Below are 20,992 nucleotides of genomic sequence, written 5' to 3' on the forward strand. Positions count from 1 at the left end.
ATAATAATTAGAAAATATTTTATCTTCTTAAGATTATGCATATTATTATATTGTATTTTGTGTCATAGACAGATATTTTATTGTGATGTTGACAGTATGAGATTAATATTTTTTTCAATTACATTCTTTATATTTTACAATCCTCTAGTTTTTGCGGAAAAGAACGATAAAGTTTCTGAAATTAAAAAACTTAAATCTTTATTAGCAAAAGAAGAATCGGACACAGCAAGATCTATTATCTGTGCTAATATTGGCTATTTATTTTTTGAAATTAATCCTGATAGTTCCTTTTACTATGGAAAAAAAGGGTTAAGTATAGCTGAAGACTTAAATTTCAGCTATGGAATTGAAAAAAACCTGGTTGTAATTGGTCTTTATTATATGAATATTGGCTTGCATTCTACTGCTCTTGAAAAGGCCTATATTGCATTAGAGCATAGTTTAACACGCCCTGCTAATTTTGCTGATCATTCTGATTGTTACAACCTGATAGGAATGATCTATAACAACAATAAAGATTATGATGAGGCCGTAGAATATTATTACAAATCACTAGAAAGTGGGGAAAAAGCTGAAAAGTATATAAAAGTATGCCGCGCACATAACAATCTTGCAAACAGTTTTATTCAAACAACCCAATATGATTCAGCGATTTTTCATCTGAATGAATCATTAAGTCTTAACAAGATTACACAAAATCAATCCATGAAGGCTTTTAATTATTCAAATCTGGGAGAGGTCAATCTATTCCTGGGGAATTATGACAAAGCAATAAATTATATTAACCAGGCAATTGAAATTAATAATGAAATAAATAATCCCAGGCTAAGATCTAATAACTATAAAGTATTAGCAAACATCTACTTAAAAAGTGGTCAAATAAACAAAGCCATATTATGGGCGAAAAAAACGATTAATAATGCAAAATCTGCAAACAGTTATAAAGAAGAAGTAGATGGGCTTTTAATTTTACATGAAGCTTTTAAAGCCAAAAATGATTATAAAAATGCCTTAAAATATCTCGATAAAGCTGATAGCCTAAGATTCAGTATAAATCAAAGTGAAATAGCTGCTGGTATTGAAGTCCTTCAAAAAGATTTTGAATTAAAAGAAAAGAAAAACGAGATCCTCCTTTTAGAGAAAGAAAATGAATTAAAAAACAGAAGATTAACTTATAGTCAGAAACAGGTAAGGTTGCAATGGTACATTATCTTCATGGCTCTGATTATTTTTGTTTTGATAGGATATTTATTCTATGTAGCCAGAAACAGGTATAAAACTAAAGTTAAATACATTGCTGAGCTTAAAAAGAAAAACAAACTGATCCGCCAACAAACCAAGGAGCTAAATTCTCTAAACCAAAATCTGGAAAAAAGGGTTGCAGAAAGAACGCGGGAACTTGAGGCTAAAAATGAGCAGTTAAAAGAATATGCATTTATCAATTCCCACAAATTAAGAGCTCCTGTAGCAACTATACTTGGGTTAATTCATTTATTGAATAAAAATATGATTAACGCATTCGAAGAAAAAGAATATAATTGCAGGCTTAAAAAAGCCCTTGATGAATTGGATAAGGTAATTCGAGAAATAACAATTACCCTGGAGAAATAACACTTTCCTCACCTTCGATATCAAAGAATAATAATATTTAATTGTTATTTAGTTATATTTACTGTCATTAAACTTTATTTTTAAGATTTTGACAGTGATTCGCATATTTTTTACCCTGATTATTTGTAGCTGTAGTATCCAAGCTCAAAAAAATATAGATTTCAATCGTTTTGATGAAATTCTCGAAGAAAAATATCGCACAGGTGATTTTTCAGGTATATCTCTGATTACCGTAAATGGAAAGGTAAAGTACGAAAAGGCATTTGGATATGCGGACTTTAAAGATGAAGAGTTATTGTTCATCGATTCAGAATTTAATCTTTGTAATGGTTCAGATATAGCTAAATTATTATCGATCAGTTGGCTTATTGAGCAAAAAAAGATTTCGCTTGAAGAAACAGTTTCCCATTACCTTCCTGAATTTAAAAAATATCCGAATTTAACTATAGTAGATTTATTAACTCACACTTCCGGTTTAAAGGATATAAACACAGACAAAGTATTGATTAATTATCCTGACAATCAATCTCTTGTTGAGGAAATAGTTAAAAAACAAGAAAATGTCAATCCCGGGGTTTACCATTATAGTCATGTCAATAGCATACTCGTTGCTGCAATCATTGAAAAGATCTCTGGCCTATATTTTGAAGATTTTTTCTATGAATCTATCAGTCCATTTATCGGATTACCAAGAACTGAATTCACCACCTTAAAGAGTGCTATTAATCATCCTAAAGACGATAGTCGATATGCATTAGGCTATAAAAAAAATAAATCAGAAGAAATAGTCGAAACAGATCATGAGAATGAAAACCTCAATTATCCTGAAGGTAACTTATGGTCTGGAGGAAATGACATCTTGAAGATGTTTGAATTTCTATTTCAAAGTGAGTTTATTTCTGAAACAACTCTAGATAAAATTTTGAGATCAAACAAAAATCCCCTTTTATTCAAAAAAATAGGTTCAACCGAAAATCAGGGATATGGTTTCGAAGGAAAGTGTAATGGATATAACACCTTATTCTATTATTTCCCTAAAAGTAAGACTCAGATTGTCATCTTAAGTAATTATGGATTTAGTGACATTTTTGACGGCCAGTATGAAGTTCTTAAAGCGATTAATCTAATATGATAAGAAAAGAATCATACCGCTAAAAATAGATGTTATAATAATCTTTCCTATTTTCAAAGTCATTGGATATCTGTTCTGTTTTTTTTTGTATATTAAATCTAAAAAGCTCTGTTAAACGTTTAATACCTAACAGGGAATCAGTCAATGGGATTAGTACTTTTATTAAGAGAATACGATTATAATAATGCGCACATCATGAGAAGTAAGCTTCAGCAACATGGAGTTCCTGTAGTTTTGATAGATGAAGAAACTTCTGTCACCTTACCTCATTTAAAAACTCTGATCGGAGGCATAGGCTTAATGGTATTAGAAGATGATTATGAAATGGCGCGTGACATACTTGGATTAAAATACGAATCCCCTGCAAAAATAGTAGTTTGCCCCCATTGCAATTCTACCAATGCTAAACCAATTCAAGATTCTATTATAATGAGTTTGATCACCAGGATATTTAATATATTCACTCCTGATAATCAAACTCATACCAATGAAAAAAAATATCAGTGTATTGATTGTGAAAATACTTTTCTTTATTAGCTGTTAATTTCTTTCATTACCTTTTCAATCACATCTATCACCTTTTGATATTCTTCTTCGGTAATGCAATAAGGAGGTAAAAAATAAACAACATTACCTAAAGGTCTTAAAAGAACATCATGTTTTAAAAATGTTGGATAAAGCTTGTGCCTTACCTCGTTGAAATAGCCTGTATCTTTTAATGTCTTTACTTCAAAAGCAAGAATAGTCCCAAAATGCCTGACATTTTTTATCGCTCTGTTTCCGCCAAGCCTGACGGCAGAGGTTTTATGCCATTCACAGATTTTTTTGATCTTATTTTGACATTCATCAGACTTTAATAATTCCATACTAGCAACACCTGAAGCACATGCAATCGGATTACCAGTATAACTATGTCCATGGAAAAACGTCTTTAAAAGATCACTCGTTCGAAAAGGTTTCTGGATGTCTAAAGTACATGTTGTGGCACCTAATGCCATGGCTCCACCAGTCAGCCCTTTTGATAAACACATTATATCTGGATTATGCCTCAAGTGATCACAGGCAAACATTTTACCGGTTCGCCCAAACCCAGTAAAAACTTCATCAGCGATACAAACCACTCCAGCTCCCTTGGCCATACTCAGCATAGTATCCAAAACCTCAGCATCATATATTCTCATTCCGGCAGAACCCTGAACCAGAGGCTCAAAAATGAAAGCTGCCACATCATCAGTGTCGATTATGTCAGCAAACTGCGCTAAAACATCTTGCTGATTTTCAGAACCTGGAAAATCAATAAATTCAACATCAAAAAGATATGGAATAAATGGTTTTACAAAAACATCCCGGTCTCCCACTGACATTGCTCCAAATGTATCACCATGATAACTTCCATTAATAGCTATAACCTTTTTCTTCTCGATTTTTTGGTTGTGCCAATATTGAAAAGCCATTTTTAAGGCTACTTCTACAGCAGTTGATCCATTATCTGAAAAAAATACTTTCTTCTGATTCTGAGGGGTAATACTTAATACTTCTTCTGCTAATTTAACGGCAGGCTCATGTGTAAAACCAGCGAAGATCACGTGTTCAAGATCTGCAGCTTGCTTAGCTACAGCCTTTGCTATATGCTTGTTTCCATGACCATGTAGATTCACCCACCAACTTGAAACACCATCTATAATTCTCCTGCCATCTTCCAATTCTATATAAACACCTTCTCCTTTTACTGCAGGAAGCGGCTCATCATTACTTCCTAAACTGGTAAAGGGATGCCATATCACTTCTCTATCTCTTGAAATAAGATTATCTGCCATACTATATTTTCTCTCTTATTCTGTCTGCGTATTTTTTTATTTCCTTTTTAGTAATCTTCTCCTCGTTGTAAATGTGTAACAACTCTTCCAAACCACTACGCTTTAATATTATTTCCTGACTTTCAGGATTAGGGTCTCCGACAAAAACAATTCCTCTAACTGGAACTTGGTTTTTCAATAACCATTCAATTGTTAATAAGGTGTGATTGATCGAACCCAAATATAAATTTGATACCACAATTACTTCTGCGTCAAATTTTATAGCTATATCAATAACATTTTCATCATCATTTAAAGGAACCAAAACACCACCTGCTCCTTCAATCACCAGATGATTTTCAGTTTCAGGCAACTCAATTCTTTGCAACGAAACTTCAACTTCTTCTTTTTTACCCGCAGCATGTGGTGAAGCCGGAGTAGTTAACTTTATTCCCTCCTCGTGAAAATGACTTTTTTTATTTGAGACTAATGTCCTGATTGTATCCGTATCACCGGGTAATCCTGCCTGAATAGGTTTCCAATAATCTGCTTTCAAAGCCTCACATAATATAGCCGAGAAAACAGTTTTTCCACTATCAGTACCTATCGCTGTTACAAAAAATCTATGTGCCATTATTGACAATTTAAAGTTTTTAATTCATCTATCAATTTTATAATCTCTTTCTCTGTATTATCAGAATGCAAGCAAATTCTTATTCTCTCTAATCCTTTTTTAACTGTCGGTGATTTAACAGGGCGAACCTCAATATTCTTAATTCTCAATGATTTACAAGCCTCTTCTACCCGATCATTTCCCGGAATAACGATTGATTTTATAGGCGAATTTGATTCAATTATTTTCACTTCATTTTCCCAATCCTGGTTACCTGCAATTTTTGAAAACAGCAGCATATTACTATGGAGATCATTCCGCTTTTGTGTCCCATAATCACTTGAAAAAAGTAATGTAGAACATTTTATTAAAGCAACCTGGTGATCTGGTGGAGCAGTAGTATAAATAAAAGGCCTTGAATGATTAATCATAAACTCTGTTAATTCACTACTTCCTGCTACTACAGCACCATGGGCTCCAGGTCCTTTTCCATAGGTATATATTCTGGCTAGCAACCTATTCTCCAGGCCTTCATTTATTGCCAGCCCTTTCCCTTTATCTCCATACCAGGCTGTAGTATGAGCCTCATCTAAAATAATTCCTGCGTCAAATCTCTCAGCAATATCAACTAGTCGCTTGAGATCAACAAAATCACCATCCATACTATAAACAGACTCTGCCACTATAAAAAGCCTGCCCTTACCAAACTTTTCAATCTTTCGTTCAAGATCGTTATAGTCATTATGTTTAAAAGAATAAGATTCGGCAAAGTTTAACCTGATTCCATCCTTCATGCAGGCATGACTTAATTCATCATAAAAAACAGTATCACCACGTTGCGGAAGGCATGAAAGTACAGCCAGGTTAGCCTGATATCCGGAGGATAAAATCAATGAAGCTTCAGCCTGATAAAAGCCAGCTAAATATTCTTCGACTTCTTCAATGTAATTACTGTTTCCTCCCAAAAGTCTGCTACCCGAGCTTCCAGCTTTAAATGTTCTGCTTTTTAATTCATCATCTAAAAGCAATTTTAACTCGCTGCTTTTACTAAGATTCAGATAATCATTCGTTAAGAAATCAATACCATCACCAATTCCCACCAATTTCCGGTGTGCACCAGCTAACTTTTTTTTCTGAAGAAAATCAGCTATGAATTTATTTATTGATTTCATTCTCTACCCGGTAAAAGACAAAAAAGCCGCCATTTCTGGCAGCTTTCATTATGATATTAGAATATTTTTTTAAGCTACCGTAGCCTTTTCCTGGTTTTTAAATGCTTTTCTAGGCTTCAGGTTCAATACCTGGAAAAGCTCTTCATCTTCATTAACTTCAGGATTTGGTGTGGTAAGAAGTTTATCACCGGCAAATATTGAATTTGCACCTGCCATAAAGCAAAGTGCTTGCTCTTCCTGAGACATTCTTACTCTGCCAGCTGACAATCTTACCATTGCTTTAGGCATAATGATCCTTGCTGTCGCAATCATTCTAATCATATCCCACACAGGTACTTTCGGTTGCTTTTCCATCGGTGTCCCTTCTACAGGCACTAAAGCATTTACAGGAACTGACTCCGGATGTTCCGGCAAAGTAGCCAGGGTATGCAACATTCCTACACGGTCTTTCTCTGTTTCTCCAAGACCTATAATACCTCCGGAACAAACAGAAATTTTAGCTTTTCTCACATTTTCCAATGTATCAAGCCTGTCATCATAATTTCTGGTAGTAATTATCTCATTATAATGTTCTTCACTGGTATCCAGATTGTGGTTATAAGCATATAAACCAGCTTCTTGAAGTTTTTTGGCCTGGTCCTCAGATAACATACCAAGAGTACAGCAAACTTCCATACCCATGCCATTAACACCTTTTACCATTTCAAGAACCTTATCAAAATCCCGGTTGTCTCTCACTTCTCTCCATGCTGCACCCATACAAAAACGTGTACTGCCATTTGCTTTCGCATTTGAAGCTTTTTCCAGCACATCATCCACATCAAGTAATTTGTGAACTTTAACATCAGTATGATATCTGGCAGCCTGAGGGCAGTACGAACAATCCTCAGGGCATCCCCCTGTTTTTACAGATAAGAGGGTACAAACCTGTACTTCCTGAGCATCGTTGTTTTCACGATGTACAGTTGCGGCTCTGTAAATTAAATCCAGGATGGGTGAGTTGTATATTTTTTCAATCTCTTCTCGTGTCCAATCGTTTCTGATTTCACTCATAGCAAATTGTTTTGTCAGTATAACAAAACTAAAGTTAACTGTTTAAAAATCCTATATGATTTAGATGAAATAAAAAAAGCAGTCGTCAGACTGCTTTAATTTATATCGAAGTTGTTGATCAATGTATTTCAAAGTCAAAAGGTGACCTGGCTTGAACACCATTTCGAGTGTTAAGTTCATCTATTGCTTCCATGAAAGGAGCTAAAACACCAAGTTTCTCTTTTCTGACTTTTATCGATGATTCATCAGCAAGACCAGTAACGAGTTCTTCAATGAATTTCTTTTTACGATATGGATACACACTTACTTTGTAATCATCCCCAAGATCAGCTTTTTTTGCAGCGATCTCTATGGCAGTATCTACTCCTCCTAATACGTCTACAAGTCCTATTTGCTTCGCATCTGTACCGATCCAGACTCTGCCTCCTCCTATTGCTTTCACAGAATCCTGACTTAAACCTCTGCCCTGAGCCACCTTACTTGTAAAGGTATCGTATCCTTCTTCAACCATTTCCTGGAAGATGCTTTGCTCATATTCAGTTAGTCTTTTATTGCGAGAAAAAAGATCTGAAAACTGGCCGGTAGTTACATTATCTGTAGTTATTCCCAGATGCTTATCCAACCCTTCGCCAGCATATAACCAAAGACCGAATATTCCAATGCTTCCTGTTATTGTATTTGGCTCAGCAACTATTGTATCACATCCTGCTGAAATGTAATATCCTCCAGAAGCAGCAACATCTCCCATTGAAGCTATAACTGGTTTTTCTCTTTTCAAAACTTCCAACTCTCTCCAGATCACATCAGAAGCAAGAGCACTTCCACCAGGGGAATTAACTCTTAAAACAACAGCTTTAACTTCATCATCATCTCGAAGCTTTTTAATCTGTTTGATCAGTGCTCCACTTGTGATCATCTCCGGGTTATCATCATCCCCTGAAACAATAGCTCCGTTCGCTACTAATACAGCCACTTTATTTTTAGTCACTTTAAAATCTATTGAAAGATCCTGATAGTCACCTATACTGACTGAATTAATATCATCGCCTTCATCTTCACCAAGTTTTGTTCTCAAAACATCCATCACTTCATCATGATATTTCAATTCACTGATCAAGCCATATTGAACAGCGTCATTTCCATTTCTTACTAACATGGAATCAGCAATCTGAACAATTCTTTCTTCCTCAATTCCTATTGATTCACTTACATCTCTGGCGTACGTGTTAAACATCCCATTTAAAAATACCTGAGTTTGATAGCGACTTTCCTCACTCATGCTTTCTCTGATATAAGGCTCAACTGCACTTTTGAATTCACCAACTTTAAAAACATATGGTTTAACATCAAGCTTATCTAAAGTGCCTTTAAAAAAAGTAACTGTTGCACTAAAGCCATCAAGCTCCATCATACCTTCAGGACTCAAATAGATTTCATCAGCTACAGAAGCAAGATAGTATCCTCTTTCAGTAAGGATTTCATCATAAGCAATGATGAATTTATCAGTTTCTTTAAATTCCAAAAGAGCTTTTCTCAATTCTCTAAGAGTAGCATAACCGGCAGCTGATCCGGCTGGTTCTAGAAATATCCCTTTAATACTCGGGTCAGAAGATGCCTTTTTTATCGCTCTTTTCAATTTATGTATTGAATAAGAACCTTCTCCCTGACCTGTAAGTATCAAAAACGGATCTGTAAGTTCCCTTTCAGTAATTGGTTTATCCAGTCTTATGTGTAGAACAGAATTATCTTTGACCACTATCTTATCTCCAGAAGCTATCGCAGAACCTATCCCTATTGTTATAAAGAACAAAATCGCACAAAAAACAATTAGTCCGACGATCGTTGCTAATACACCTTTTAAGAAATTCATATATTTATTCTTATTAAATTCGAACTCAAAAATTAAAATTATTTTTATTTAATACAACAGATTTTTAACTGTTGGTAATTTTAAATGATGAAAGGAATATACTTATTATTGGGTACGAATCTCGGTGAAAGAAAAGAGAACCTCAAAATCGCCACCCAAAAGATCGAAGATCAGATTGGACAAATATTAAATTATTCGTCTATCTATGAAACAGCTGCCTGGGGAAAAACCGATCAGCCAAATTTTTACAACGCAGTTCTTGAAATTGAAGCGGATATATCACCTGATAACCTGATCAACAAATGCCTTTCCATAGAAAAAGAAATGGGTAGAAAAAGGATTGAAAAATGGGCAGAGAGGTTAATCGACATCGATATACTATACATGGATGATTGGATCGTTAAAACTAATGATTTACAAATACCTCATCCACGAATTCAAGATAGAGCATTTACCCTTATTCCCATGAATGAATTAGATAAAAACTTTAAACACCCGGTTTTACTTAAAACTCAACTTGATCTTCTAAAGTCATGCAGTGATAAGCTTGAAGTAAAAAAAATCGACAAAAAAAAACCCGAAGGAAATCTTCGGGCTTAATGTTTTATATTTTCATTTTATTGAATTCCTGAAACTTCAGCAGCTCGGTGAATTTTCTTAACCAATCCCTGAAGCACTTTACCAGGTCCGCATTCAATAAAGTCAGTCGCTCCATCTTCTACCATATTTTGAACTGTTTGAGTCCATCTTACCGGAGAAGTCAATTGCTTGATCAACTTTTCTTTTATTACCTCAATTTCAGTACTTGGTTTAGCATCATAATTCTGATAAACCGGACAAATTGGATTTTTAAAATCAGTATTTTTTATAGCATCTTCTAATTCCTCCTGTGCAGGAGACATTAACGGGCTATGAAAAGCGCCTCCAACTTTTAAAGGAAGTGCTCTTTTCGCACCAGCTTCCTTCATTTTTTCACAGGCAATTTCAATTCCGGAATTTGAACCGGAAATAACTAGTTGGCCAGGGCAATTATAATTTGCTGCAACCACAATATCATCTATATCCTTACAAATATTCTCTACAACATCATCATCCAGGCCTAATATAGCAGCCATTGTTGAAGGATTCTGTTCACAAGCTTTTTGCATGGCCATTGCTCTTTTAGAAACTAAAGTCAGGCCATCTGAAAAGCTTAAAGTTTTATTTGCTACTAAAGCCGAAAATTCTCCTAGTGAATGACCAGCAACCATATCAGGTGAAAAATTCTCTGATACTTCCGCTGCAATAACTGAATGAAGAAAAACTGCAGGCTGGGTAACTTTCGTTTGTTGTAATTCCTCAGCACTACCTTCAAACATAATTTTCGAAATATCGAAGCCTAGAATTTCATTGGCTTCGTCAAATCTTTTTTTTGCCAGATCAAATGAATCAAATAAATCTCTTCCCATCCCCGGAAACTGTGCGCCCTGTCCGGGAAAAACGTATGCTTTTTTCATGGTATATATTGTTTTCTAACTGGATTAATACATTTTGTGATTTCAGATCACAATTTATTTGCAGACAAAGATAGGATAATTATTCTACTTTTTGATCTAAATAAAAACAGGCTGGAAAAATGATTTATCCAGCCTGTTTTATAATTTTTTAATCTTATTATTCGAGCAAGTGAACCCACCCTTTATATTCTCTTTCCTTTTTAGCAGGGTCAAGAACTCTGAACCTCACTATTGCTATGTAATAATAGACGCCTGGGTTTAAAACCTGGCCACTATTACTCTCTCCATTCCAATTAATCAAAATGGATTTTTCATTTCCTGAAGCATATGTAAAAACCTCTTTCCCATGACTATTAAACACCTTAAAATCTACACTCTCAACAAAGCGGGGACACTTCGAAAAATCACTTTGCTGATTACTATAGGCTTCAAAAGTATCATTAAAACCATCGCCATTTGGGGTAAAAACATTAGGAAGTTCATAATAAGGACAATTGTCTCTACAAACCACATTAGAAGGTTCGCTTTCATTTCCGGATCTGTCTACTGCAGTTATATAATAACATCCAGCAAACTCATCAAGATCTAAATGTGTGAAATTCGGTTCTCTTGTCGTTCCTACAATTGAAAATGTTCCTTCATCGCCTGACTTACTAAAATAAACGTTGTAAAGCCTTACATCTTCAGCACATTCTTCCTCCAATTCAGGGTCCCAGCTCAATTCATTAAAATAATTACTAAAATCACACGGCTGATTAAACAAGAAATCTTCACACTCCCCTACTTCCAAATTATTTATGGTTAATTCAAGAGGAGGACAAGGAGGAATTGAATCAGATAAAAATGAACACGCCTCCTGGGAGAAATTAAGTAACGGCTCTGGAATATCAGAATTCCCATATGAACCCGCAGTCCTGACTACATAACAATATTCGATCGAATCAACCAATGGAGTATTATTAAATTCACCGCTATCAGTATAATTAAAACCATTGGCAGTAACATTCACAGAATCTATTAGTACCAATTGATCTGGATTATTCGGATCTACATTATTTCTATATATTCTATGATACGGGAACGTATCGATTAGATTAGACCATGGGACATCTGCCGTCCAGCTTAATGTTAATTGATCTAATCCAGAAAATATATCCAGGTATACAGAACTGGCGTAAGAAGAAGTATCAACAAAATTATCATTTGAATCATATAACTCCACTTGATAATGGTAAGGCTGATTTTCAGTATCTATTCCTGTATCAACAAATGAAGTTTGATCTCCTTCATAAACCAGAGTTCTCCCATTTCCACCATTGAATCCAGAATGTCTGTATAATTTATAATTGTACGGAGGAGGGAATGAAGGATCTGTCAGATCGAAAGGCGGCAACCATTCAACACTTATTTCTCCATTAGCCGGATCAGTTTCAAGCACTGAAACCTCAGTTAATACAGGTGCTTCTGCAAGAACAGTAGTGCACACTTCATTGGAAACATAACTTTCCCCACCCTGAGGGTCTCTGAATACCGCTACTATCCTATAACAATATTTAGCTCCCGGGCTTAAACCAAGCCCATTATCATCATCAAGATAGTCCGTTTCATTTTCGTTTGCTACATCAATCAATTCATACCCTGTTCCTTCCGGCATTCCAACATCACAACTCCCTGGTTCAAAAGGATTACTATCAACCCTTCTCCAAATCTGGAATCCTGAAACGATACGATTATCACATTCATAATCATCCCAATTGATTTGAATGCTTCTGGCCGATACAGGAAATACGTCATTTATATTAGGTGGAGGTCCGACTACAGTTATATTCCATGTTTTAAAGTCAACCAAAGAGGGTAAAAGTGTACTACCTCCATTTCTAAAAGGTCTGTCAGACACTTTAAATACAACCTGCCATGGACTTTCTCTGATATTAAAACAATTGGTACTCCATTCAAAATCTAACTCTGCCACTGGGGCTTGCCATACTGGTGGATTAGGAGAATATTCTGCAGGATTAGAAATTTCAAACGGTCCACCAAAAGCTTCAATCTTAACACTATCACCATCCGGATCGGTTGCAGTGGCGGCGGGGTTAAGAGATAGTGTAGTTCCTGCGGTTATACATGTATCTTCTGGTATAATTAATTCAGGCCTTTCATTATCGGACTCACGAACGATAATCTGCATGTCGCGTGTTACAAATCCAATCCTGATATATTCACCATTTACCTTTCTCCACTCCTCGATTATAAATGCTACATTATATTCAAATTCGTCAACATTAGGAGGAGCATCCCAAACAAGATCACCGGTTATTGGGTCAAGTGAAAATTCAGGAGGAGATGTTCCGTCTTCTTTATCATAAGGTGGGAAATTAGCATATAAATCCGGGTTATCTAAACCTATATAATTTGGAACATTTGTTCCGGTTCCTTGCTTTGGAATAACAAATTTATAAGAAAGACTATCACCTTCAGCATCGAAAGCCCCTGGGTTATGTATAAAAAATTTATCACCTGTTGCAAAATCTAGCGGATCAATTAATAACTGAGGAGTACTGTTCACTCCTAAAAAAGGATCAATCAAAATCTGGGATTCAACATGAAAAGGAATTTCTACCGAATTACCCCCATTGATATTTCTAATAAAGTTATTTCTGTTTTGTTCTGTATAAGAGATGTTATAAAATCCTGGAGCCTGATAGGTATGATCTATCTCAAAAGTTACCTTTTGAAGAAATGGCACCTGTGGTAATGGTTGAACAATAAATTGGCTTGGTACAGTTTCTATAATTGTTCCATCACCAAAATTAAGAATCCCATTCCCGAATTCAACCCCTGATTCAGAATCCCTGAAACCAACAAATGTAATACGATATGTGAGTGAGGAAGGTGAAATCCTTTCAACTGTAATTTGCCCAGCTCTGATGTGAGTGGCCATTACTGAAAAATCAGCAAAAAACATCAACACTAACATTAATAGTGATGAAATTAGTTTTGCATATCTATCTATATTAATACTCATTTCCTGGTGAAATATATTTTAATAAACGAATGGTTTTGATTTTAATCTACAAATCATGTTCAGAATATAGCAAAAATTAAGCCGAACATTTACTTTACCTAATATTACCATATTATGGTCATAATGCAAATAAAACTAAGGTCAAACAATAATGATTTGTAATAGTTATGACATTAAAAATTGAAATTTTAACCGGTTTTTATTTAGAAAGTTTCAAAATAACACAACTAATTGGATACTAAACTGCGCAGATGTAAATTTGTCGCATTTAAAACGGTTGAAAAATAAAATAAACACATGAGCTGGTTTGTACGAACATTTGGAAGTACCCTGGGAAGGAAGCTTTTAATGGCCCTTACAGGTATATTCTTAATCTTATTTCTGGTAGTTCATCTAGCCGGAAATTTACAGTTGCTGATCCCTGACGGAGGGAAATCTTTCAACATCTATGCTGAGACAATGGGTAATAACACATTTATCCAGATTGTTTCAAAGGTCAATTTTGCATTGATCCTTTTGCATATCATTGTTGCAATTATTCTTACTCGTTATAATAGTAAGGCCCGTCCTGTCAGTTACGAAAATTTTAATGGAAACGCTAATAGCACCTGGTCTTCCAGAAATATGGGCGTATTAGGATCGGTAATATTTATTTTTATTGCTATTCACCTGAGTAATTTCTGGTGGGTATTTAAGTATGGGGAGGTTCCTACTACTACATTAGAGAATGGAACAGCTGTAAAGAATTACTATGCAGTTGTAAATGAAGGGTTCTCACAGCTATGGATCGTAGGCATCTATGTCCTGAGTATGGTCTTCCTTGCTTTCCATTTAGCACATGGTTTCCAGAGTGCTTTTCAGACTCTTGGATTGAATCATAAAAAATATACACCTGCTATAAAAGCAGTGGGAAAATGGTTTGCCATCCTGGTTCCGATAGGATTCGCCATTATTCCAATTTATATGTACTTTAATAATATTAGTTAAGGAGACATTATGAAATTAGAATCAAAAATACCGGAAGGACCGCTGGCAGAAAAATGGACCAGGCATAAATTTAACGTTAAACTGGTAAACCCGGCTAACAAAAGAAAATTTGAAGTTATCGTAGTTGGTACCGGTCTTGCCGGAGCATCAGCTGCTGCAACTTTAGCAGAGCTTGGTTATAATGTAAAAGCATTTTGTTTCCAGGATAGCCCGAGAAGAGCTCACTCTATCGCTGCTCAAGGGGGTATAAATGCTGCAAAAAACTATCAAAATGATGGCGATAGTATTTACAGACTATTTTATGACACTATAAAAGGTGGTGATTACAGATCAAGAGAAGGTAATGTTTACCGTCTTTCTGAAGTATCTGTAAACATCATTGACCAATGTGTTGCTCAGGGAGTGCCTTTTGCTCGTGAATATGGTGGACTACTTGATAACCGCTCATTCGGTGGTGCTCAGGTTTCCAGAACTTTTTACGCTCGTGGTCAAACTGGACAACAATTATTATTAGGTGCTTACCAGGCACTTAGCCGTCAGGTATCTACAGGAAAAGTAAAACTTTACCCAAGAACTGAGATGCTTGACTTGGTTCTTATCGATGGTGAAGCAAAAGGTATTATAACCAGAGACCTTATCACAGGTAAAATAGAAAAACATGCTGCAAATGCTGTTGTACTTGCCTCTGGAGGTTATGGTAATGTATTTTATCTTTCTACAAATGCAATGGGCTCAAATGCTACAGCAGCATGGAGAGCACATAAGAAAGGTGCATTTTTTGCTAATCCATGTTTTACTCAGATTCACCCTACTTGTATCCCTGTTTCAGGTGACCATCAGTCAAAACTTACCTTAATGTCTGAATCATTAAGAAATGACGGTCGTGTATGGGTACCAAAAAGTGAAGAAAAAGCTAAAGGTCTTTCTGCTAAGGAAGCGGTTGATATTCCTGAAGAAGAAAGAGATTATTACCTTGAAAGAAAATATCCTAGTTTCGGTAACCTTGTTCCTCGTGATGTGGCTTCAAGAAATGCTAAATACGTTTGTGATGAAGGTCGTGGTGTCGGCAAAACAGGATTAGCAGTATTCCTTGATTTTGCTGATGCTATTAAAAGGGATGGAAAAGAAACTATCGAAGCTAAATATGGTAACCTGTTTGATATGTATAAGCAAATCACAGGTGACAACCCGTACGAAGTACCGATGATGATCTATCCTGCAGTACACTATACTATGGGTGGCCTTTGGGTTGATTACAACCTCCAAACTTCAATTCCTGGACTTTATGCAACTGGTGAGTCTAACTTCTCAGATCATGGTGCAAACAGACTTGGCGCTTCTGCTCTGATGCAAGGACTTGCAGATGGATATTTTGTCCTTCCTTATACAATCGGAGATTATCTTGCTACCCAGCCTATGCAGAAGGTATCTGACGATCACCCTGCATTTGATGAAGCAATCAATGATGTGAAAGGTAAGATTGATAAATTACTAAGCATCAAGGGTAAAAAGACAGTAGATGAATTTCACCGTGAGCTTGGAAAGATCATGTGGGATTACTGTGGAATGTCTAGAAATGCTGAGGGATTAAAGAAAGCAAAAGGTCTTATTAAAGAGCTTAGAGCAGAATTCTGGGAAAATGTAAAAGTTTTTGGTACGAATGATGAATTAAATCAATCACTTGAAAAAGCTAACAGAGTAGCTGATTTCCTTGAACTTGGTGAATTGATGGTAGATGATGCCCTACACCGTGAAGAATCGTGCGGAGGACACTTCAGAGAAGAGTATCAAACCGAAGAAGGAGAGGCTCTTAGAAATGATGAAGATTTCGCATATGTAGCTGCATGGGAATATCAGGGAGAAAACCAGGATGAAAAGCTCAATAAAGAAGAGCTTGAATTTGAAAATGTTAAACTAACTCAAAGAAGTTATAAATAAGGAGGACGATTTTATGAACCTTACACTAAAAGTCTGGAGACAAAAAAATCAAAATGATAAGGGAAAAATGGAAACTTACCAGGTTTCTGACATTTCACCTGACATGTCCTTCCTTGAAATGATGGACGTGCTCAATGAGCAATTGATCAAGGAAGATATTGAGCCTGTTCATTTTGATCACGATTGCCGTGAAGGTATCTGTGGTATGTGTAGCATGCACATCAATGGACGCCCTCATGGACCACAACAAGCTGTAACTACATGCCAGCTTCACATGAGATCTTTCAAAGATGGAGACACAATTACTATTGAACCATGGAGAGCAGGAGCTTTCCCTGTGGTTAAAGACCTTGTAGTAGATAGAACTTCATTTGACAGAATCATACAAGCAGGTGGTTATGTAAGTGTAAATACTGGTGGTGTACCTGATGCTAATGAAATTCCAATTCCTAAATCAGTGGCTGATGAAGCTTTTAATTCAGCAACTTGTATCGGATGTGGCGCTTGTGTAGCAGCATGTAAAAATGCATCAGCAATGTTATTTACTTCTGCAAAGATAGCTCAGCTTGCTATGTTGCCTCAGGGTAAAACAGAGGCAAAAACAAGAGCAGAAAAAATGGTTGCTCAGATGGATGCTGAAGGATTTGGAGCATGTACAAATACTGGTGCTTGTTCTGCAGAATGCCCTAAAGAAATCAGTCTTGAAAATATAGCAAGAATGAACAGGGAGTATTTCTCTGCAAAAGCTAAGTCTGAGAATACAGATATGTGATTTTAACACAATTCAATGATATAAAAAGGAGCTTTCACGCTCCTTTTTTTTATACCTTTGCCTCATGAAAAATAATATCTTCATCAGTTCTTTACCGGGCCAGACAGACTACCTAGAAAAAGAAATATCCGACCTGGGTTTTGACATTGTAAAAAAATCCTTTTTTGGAATAAATATAAAAGGTTCGTTCAATGATTGCGTCAAATTGAATTTATGGCTCAGGACAGCCAATAAGGTTCTTTTTGAATTAAAATCATTTTATGCCCCGGACGCAAATAAATTATACCGTGAAGTTTATAATTTTCACTGGCATACCATTCTTCCTGCAGATGGCTATTTTACCGTCGACTCGTATGTTAAAAATGATACTATCAATGACAAACGTTTCGCTCAGGTTAAACTAAAAGACGCTATTGTTGACAGGCTGAGAAAAGAAAAAAACCAAAGACCTGACACTGGTCCAGAGAGAGATGATTCTGCCGTTTATTTACATTGGTCAGAAAACAAAGCAGTAGTTTACCTTGACACAAGTGGCCAGACAATCTCTAAGCACGGGTACAGGCTTCACCCCTGGAAAGCCCCCCTTCTTGAAGCGTTAGCTTCTTCAATAATTATGGGCACCAACTGGACTCCGGACCAGCTTTTTGTAAACCCAATGTGTGGTAGCGGCACCTTAGCTATCGAAGCTGCACTTATGGCAATTAACAAACGCCCTGGTCTTATGCGCTCAAATTATGGTTTTATGCATACTCACCTTTTTGATGTCGACTATTATAAAGATGAAATGAACATATTAAAAAATGAGGTGAAATCCGGTGACAATGTGAGAATAATTGCAGGTGATATAGAATCGAAAGCAGTAGATATCGCAAAACAAAATGCTAAAGCTGCCGGAGTTGAAGATCTGATCGATTTCTACACTGATGATTTCAGAAGAACTCCCCTTCCGGATAGTGAAGGTGTGATAGTAATTAATCCAGATTATGGAATTAGACTTAGTGAAGGTGAAGATGATAAACTTGAAGAGCTCTATAAAGAAATAGGAGATTTCTTCAAAAATGAGGCTACCGGATATACTGGATATGTATTTACCGGAAATTTAAAATTATTAAAGCGTGTAGGACTAAGAACTTCATCCAGAAAGACTTATTTTAATGGTAAATTAGAATGCCGACTTGCTGAATACCATCTTTACAAGGGTAGCAAAAAGGAATGATTTTTTAATCATATGAAAAAATTCCTCGAAAAGGTTTATTATTTCTTTCCAATCAAGTTGATTTTACATCACCTTCAGGGAAAAATATTATTGATATTAGGCTGGGTATGGTTATTTGCTGCTGCTGGTGAGCTATTTGGAAATACATTCGGAATTCCATACCTGTTTTTATCTCCTGAATATTTAAATGAAGTTTCGTTTTATAGTTTCGCCGTAGTAGGAATCATTCTTGGTGGTTTTGCCATGACTTTCCATATAACCTGCTATTTAATGGATGGCCACAGGTATCCTTTTCTAGGACAACTACGCAAACCATTCACTCATTACGCGATCAATAATAGTATCATTCCGATGATTTTTCTCTCATATTATATATTGAAAATCATCGGATTTCAAAAAAATTATGAGTTAGCCGAAACTGAGGAAATCTTTGCCAGAGTTGGGGGCTTACTTTTAGGATATACTGGCATGCAGGCTATTATGTACACCTATTTCATTTTCACCAATCAAGATGTATTTCAGGTAATCAGGGAAAGTGTCGAAAAGAAGATAAGAAAAGTACCAATCGCCAGACAAAATCTACTTAGAAGGTATAAAAATGAATATAATAAACCAGATATTGAAGTAAAGGGGTTTATTGGTACAGACTTCAGATTTCATAAAGTACAGGAGGCACCGGCCTACGTTACTAAATTTGCTATATTAAAGGTTTTTGGTCAAAATAGTTTTAACGCAGTTTCACTTGAATTTACGGCTTTCGCAGCCATAATCGTGATAGGTGTATTTCGCGAAAACCCTTATTTTCAAATTCCGGCGGCAGCAAGCTGTATTCTCTTATTAACGATTTTGATGATGTTTGCCGGGGCTTTTTCTTACTGGTTCAAACGTTGGTCTATATTAATGATCTTGATAATATTTACTTTTTTAAACTTCCTCCCTACTTTCGAATTTTTTAAATCGGAATATCAAGTACCCGGAATAGATTATACAGAAAATAATATCCCCTACTCGATCTCCAAATTAAGAGAACTCACCCATTCTGATACAGTAAAAAATGATATCCTGAAGGGAATTGAAATTCTTGAAAACTGGAAAAAAAATACCGGACAGGAGAAACCTGTTATGATGGTGATCACTAATAGCGGAGGTGGACAGAGAGCTTCATTGTGGAGCCTTACTGCTATGCAATCCCTTGATACAGCTTTAAATGATCAACTAATGAATCAAACTGCCTTGATAACCGGGGCATCCGGGGGATTGATCGGAGCTGCCTATTACAGGGAGTTATACAGGCAAAAACTTCTGGGTAAAATTAATAACCCAAACGATAGCATTTACAGGACCAATATCAGTAAAGATGCACTTAATCATGTAATCTTTACGATGCTGGTAAATGATCTTTTTATTCGTCTGCAAACATTTGAATATAAAGGAAAAGAATACATTGCAGATCGTGGGGTTGCTTTTGAAAGGCAGCTTCTGGCAAATACAAATGATGTTTTAAATGTTCCTGTTTCCGAATATCGGGAGCCAGAAAAACAAGGCATCATACCTCAACTCATTATTTCTCCTACTATTTTAAATGATGGAAGAAAACTTTTTATAGGTGCGCAGGATATCAGCTATATGTCCAGGGCAACCATTGCTGTTCCTTTTACCGGTGAGCAAAAAGTAAAAGGAATTGAATTTATGAGAGCATTTAAAAATCATGATGCGGAGGACGTTTCAATTCTTACCGCTCTACGCATGAATGCTACCTATCCTTATATTTTACCCAATGTCGGATTACCTACGGATCCTGAAATTAAAATTTTAGATGCTGGGCTGGTCGATAACTTTGGTATCAGTGATGCGATCAGATTCTTATTGAGCTTTAGAAACTGGATTTCCAAAAACACATCGGGAATAGTAATTGTAACAATCAGGGATTCAGCTGTACATTCTCCGCCAGATTCGGATATCAGCCAGACTCTCATGGAAAAATTCACTATTCCAATTACCGGGGTATATAATAACCTTCCTAATTTACAAGATTACAGTAACGACAAAGAAATGGAACTATTAAAGGCCCTGCTTGAAGTACCAGTAAATTTGGTTCCAATTGAATACATCCCGGAAAGAAATAAAAGTGAAATAGAATCTAAAAGGGCTGCCCTGAACTGGAGGCTCACCAATAGAGAAAAAGAAAATATCATCCGAAATATTAGTGAAACACATAATATTCTCGCTATTCAAAAAATAAAAGGACTCGTAAACTGCCCTGAAAAGTAATCTGCCTTACACTTGTTAGCAAAATTCATCGATTTTACGC

At 35.9% G+C, this 20,992-nt stretch carries 16 protein-coding genes; 9 read left to right on the plus strand and 7 right to left on the minus strand.

What is annotated here, in order from left to right; all coding sequences use genetic code 11:
• Nucleotides 1-96: 96 nt before the first annotated feature.
• From OO013_RS01550 to OO013_RS01560, 3 genes are all read left to right on the plus strand, one after another.
• Entirely contained in the window at nucleotides 97-1,611 is a 1,515-nt protein-coding gene (locus OO013_RS01550; protein ID WP_266054770.1) for a tetratricopeptide repeat protein, read from the plus strand.
• Between the two features lie 94 nt (nucleotides 1,612-1,705).
• A complete protein-coding gene (locus tag OO013_RS01555) occupies nucleotides 1,706-2,743 on the plus strand; it encodes a serine hydrolase domain-containing protein (protein ID WP_266054771.1) in 1,038 nt (345 codons plus the stop codon).
• 144 nt (nucleotides 2,744-2,887) lie between these two features.
• Nucleotides 2,888-3,280 (plus strand): putative signal transducing protein, encoded by a 393-nt coding sequence (locus OO013_RS01560; RefSeq protein ID WP_266054773.1) that lies wholly within the window; start codon nucleotides 2,888-2,890, stop codon nucleotides 3,278-3,280.
• Here the strand turns inward: OO013_RS01560 and bioA are convergent.
• The 5 genes from bioA to sppA all read right to left on the minus strand — a co-directional run bounded on the left by bioA (nucleotide 3,277) and on the right by sppA (nucleotide 9,247).
• Nucleotides 3,277-4,560: an adenosylmethionine--8-amino-7-oxononanoate transaminase gene (gene bioA / locus OO013_RS01565; RefSeq protein WP_266054774.1), complete on the minus strand. Its 1,284-nt coding sequence runs from the start codon at nucleotides 4,558-4,560 to the stop codon at nucleotides 3,277-3,279. The two genes, OO013_RS01560 and bioA, sit on opposite strands and share 4 nt — an antisense overlap.
• Before the next feature lies 1 nt (nucleotide 4,561).
• Nucleotides 4,562-5,173, minus strand: a complete 612-nt coding sequence (gene bioD / locus OO013_RS01570) for a dethiobiotin synthase (RefSeq protein WP_266054775.1) — start codon at nucleotides 5,171-5,173, stop codon at nucleotides 4,562-4,564.
• Nucleotides 5,173-6,324 carry an aminotransferase class I/II-fold pyridoxal phosphate-dependent enzyme gene (locus OO013_RS01575; RefSeq protein ID WP_266054776.1) on the minus strand — a complete coding sequence of 384 codons (1,152 nt, stop codon included), beginning with the start codon at nucleotides 6,322-6,324 and terminating at the stop codon, nucleotides 5,173-5,175. The genes bioD and OO013_RS01575 overlap by 1 nt, the downstream gene beginning before the upstream one ends.
• A 69-nt stretch (nucleotides 6,325-6,393) precedes the next feature.
• Nucleotides 6,394-7,377, minus strand: coding sequence for a biotin synthase BioB (gene bioB, locus OO013_RS01580; RefSeq protein WP_266054777.1), 984 nt, complete (start codon nucleotides 7,375-7,377; stop codon nucleotides 6,394-6,396).
• A 118-nt stretch (nucleotides 7,378-7,495) separates the two neighbouring features.
• Nucleotides 7,496-9,247 (minus strand): signal peptide peptidase SppA, encoded by a 1,752-nt coding sequence (sppA, locus tag OO013_RS01585; protein ID WP_266054778.1) that lies wholly within the window; start codon nucleotides 9,245-9,247, stop codon nucleotides 7,496-7,498.
• An 84-nt stretch (nucleotides 9,248-9,331) separates the two neighbouring features.
• Between sppA and folK the strand changes: the two genes are divergently transcribed.
• Nucleotides 9,332-9,847, plus strand: coding sequence for a 2-amino-4-hydroxy-6-hydroxymethyldihydropteridine diphosphokinase (gene folK / locus OO013_RS01590; protein ID WP_266054779.1), 516 nt, complete (start codon nucleotides 9,332-9,334; stop codon nucleotides 9,845-9,847).
• Nucleotides 9,848-9,864: 17 nt separating this feature from the next.
• Here the strand turns inward: folK and fabD are convergent, their stop codons facing one another.
• Both fabD and OO013_RS01600 read right to left on the minus strand, forming a co-directional pair.
• Nucleotides 9,865-10,743: an ACP S-malonyltransferase gene (gene fabD / locus OO013_RS01595; RefSeq protein ID WP_266054780.1), complete on the minus strand. Its 879-nt coding sequence runs from the start codon at nucleotides 10,741-10,743 to the stop codon at nucleotides 9,865-9,867.
• Between the two features lie 157 nt (nucleotides 10,744-10,900).
• Nucleotides 10,901-13,768 carry a T9SS type B sorting domain-containing protein gene (locus OO013_RS01600; RefSeq protein WP_266054781.1) on the minus strand — a complete coding sequence of 956 codons (2,868 nt, stop codon included), beginning with the start codon at nucleotides 13,766-13,768 and terminating at the stop codon, nucleotides 10,901-10,903.
• Between the two features lie 297 nt (nucleotides 13,769-14,065).
• Between OO013_RS01600 and OO013_RS01605 the strand changes: the two genes are divergently transcribed.
• The 5 genes from OO013_RS01605 to OO013_RS01625 all read left to right on the plus strand — a co-directional run bounded on the left by OO013_RS01605 (nucleotide 14,066) and on the right by OO013_RS01625 (nucleotide 20,952).
• Nucleotides 14,066-14,755 carry a succinate dehydrogenase cytochrome b subunit gene (locus OO013_RS01605; RefSeq protein ID WP_266054783.1) on the plus strand — a complete coding sequence of 230 codons (690 nt, stop codon included), beginning with the start codon at nucleotides 14,066-14,068 and terminating at the stop codon, nucleotides 14,753-14,755.
• A gap of 9 nt (nucleotides 14,756-14,764) precedes the next feature.
• Complete coding sequence (locus OO013_RS01610; protein ID WP_266054785.1) at nucleotides 14,765-16,693, plus strand: fumarate reductase/succinate dehydrogenase flavoprotein subunit; 1,929 nt, start codon at nucleotides 14,765-14,767, stop codon at nucleotides 16,691-16,693.
• A 13-nt stretch (nucleotides 16,694-16,706) separates the two neighbouring features.
• Complete coding sequence (locus OO013_RS01615; protein WP_266054787.1) at nucleotides 16,707-17,465, plus strand: succinate dehydrogenase/fumarate reductase iron-sulfur subunit; 759 nt, start codon at nucleotides 16,707-16,709, stop codon at nucleotides 17,463-17,465.
• A 64-nt stretch (nucleotides 17,466-17,529) separates the two neighbouring features.
• Nucleotides 17,530-18,681, plus strand: coding sequence for a THUMP domain-containing class I SAM-dependent RNA methyltransferase (locus OO013_RS01620; RefSeq protein WP_266054788.1), 1,152 nt, complete (start codon nucleotides 17,530-17,532; stop codon nucleotides 18,679-18,681).
• 12 nt (nucleotides 18,682-18,693) lie between these two features.
• On the plus strand, nucleotides 18,694-20,952 hold the full coding sequence (locus OO013_RS01625; protein WP_266054789.1) for a patatin-like phospholipase family protein: 2,259 nt from the start codon (nucleotides 18,694-18,696) through the stop codon (nucleotides 20,950-20,952).
• Nucleotides 20,953-20,992: the final 40 nt, after the last annotated feature.

This window comes from Mangrovivirga halotolerans (assembly GCF_026241165.1).
Taxonomy (GTDB): domain Bacteria; phylum Bacteroidota; class Bacteroidia; order Cytophagales; family Cyclobacteriaceae; genus Mangrovivirga; species Mangrovivirga halotolerans.

Coding starts and splice junctions, on each gene's coding strand:
- OO013_RS01560 (WP_266054773.1), top strand. CDS start 2,888: ATGGGATTAGTACTTTTATTAAGAGAATACGATTATAATAATGCGCAC.
- OO013_RS01625 (WP_266054789.1), top strand. CDS start 18,694: ATGAAAAAATTCCTCGAAAAGGTTTATTATTTCTTTCCAATCAAGTTG.
- OO013_RS01615 (WP_266054787.1), top strand. CDS start 16,707: ATGAACCTTACACTAAAAGTCTGGAGACAAAAAAATCAAAATGATAAG.
- OO013_RS01605 (WP_266054783.1), top strand. CDS start 14,066: ATGAGCTGGTTTGTACGAACATTTGGAAGTACCCTGGGAAGGAAGCTT.
- bioA (WP_266054774.1), bottom strand. CDS start 4,560: ATGGCAGATAATCTTATTTCAAGAGATAGAGAAGTGATATGGCATCCC.
- bioB (WP_266054777.1), bottom strand. CDS start 7,377: ATGAGTGAAATCAGAAACGATTGGACACGAGAAGAGATTGAAAAAATA.
- OO013_RS01600 (WP_266054781.1), bottom strand. CDS start 13,768: ATGAGTATTAATATAGATAGATATGCAAAACTAATTTCATCACTATTA.
- OO013_RS01550 (WP_266054770.1), top strand. CDS start 97: ATGAGATTAATATTTTTTTCAATTACATTCTTTATATTTTACAATCCT.
- OO013_RS01575 (WP_266054776.1), bottom strand. CDS start 6,324: ATGAAATCAATAAATAAATTCATAGCTGATTTTCTTCAGAAAAAAAAG.
- OO013_RS01610 (WP_266054785.1), top strand. CDS start 14,765: ATGAAATTAGAATCAAAAATACCGGAAGGACCGCTGGCAGAAAAATGG.
- OO013_RS01620 (WP_266054788.1), top strand. CDS start 17,530: ATGAAAAATAATATCTTCATCAGTTCTTTACCGGGCCAGACAGACTAC.
- sppA (WP_266054778.1), bottom strand. CDS start 9,247: ATGAATTTCTTAAAAGGTGTATTAGCAACGATCGTCGGACTAATTGTT.
- folK (WP_266054779.1), top strand. CDS start 9,332: ATGATGAAAGGAATATACTTATTATTGGGTACGAATCTCGGTGAAAGA.
- bioD (WP_266054775.1), bottom strand. CDS start 5,173: ATGGCACATAGATTTTTTGTAACAGCGATAGGTACTGATAGTGGAAAA.
- fabD (WP_266054780.1), bottom strand. CDS start 10,743: ATGAAAAAAGCATACGTTTTTCCCGGACAGGGCGCACAGTTTCCGGGG.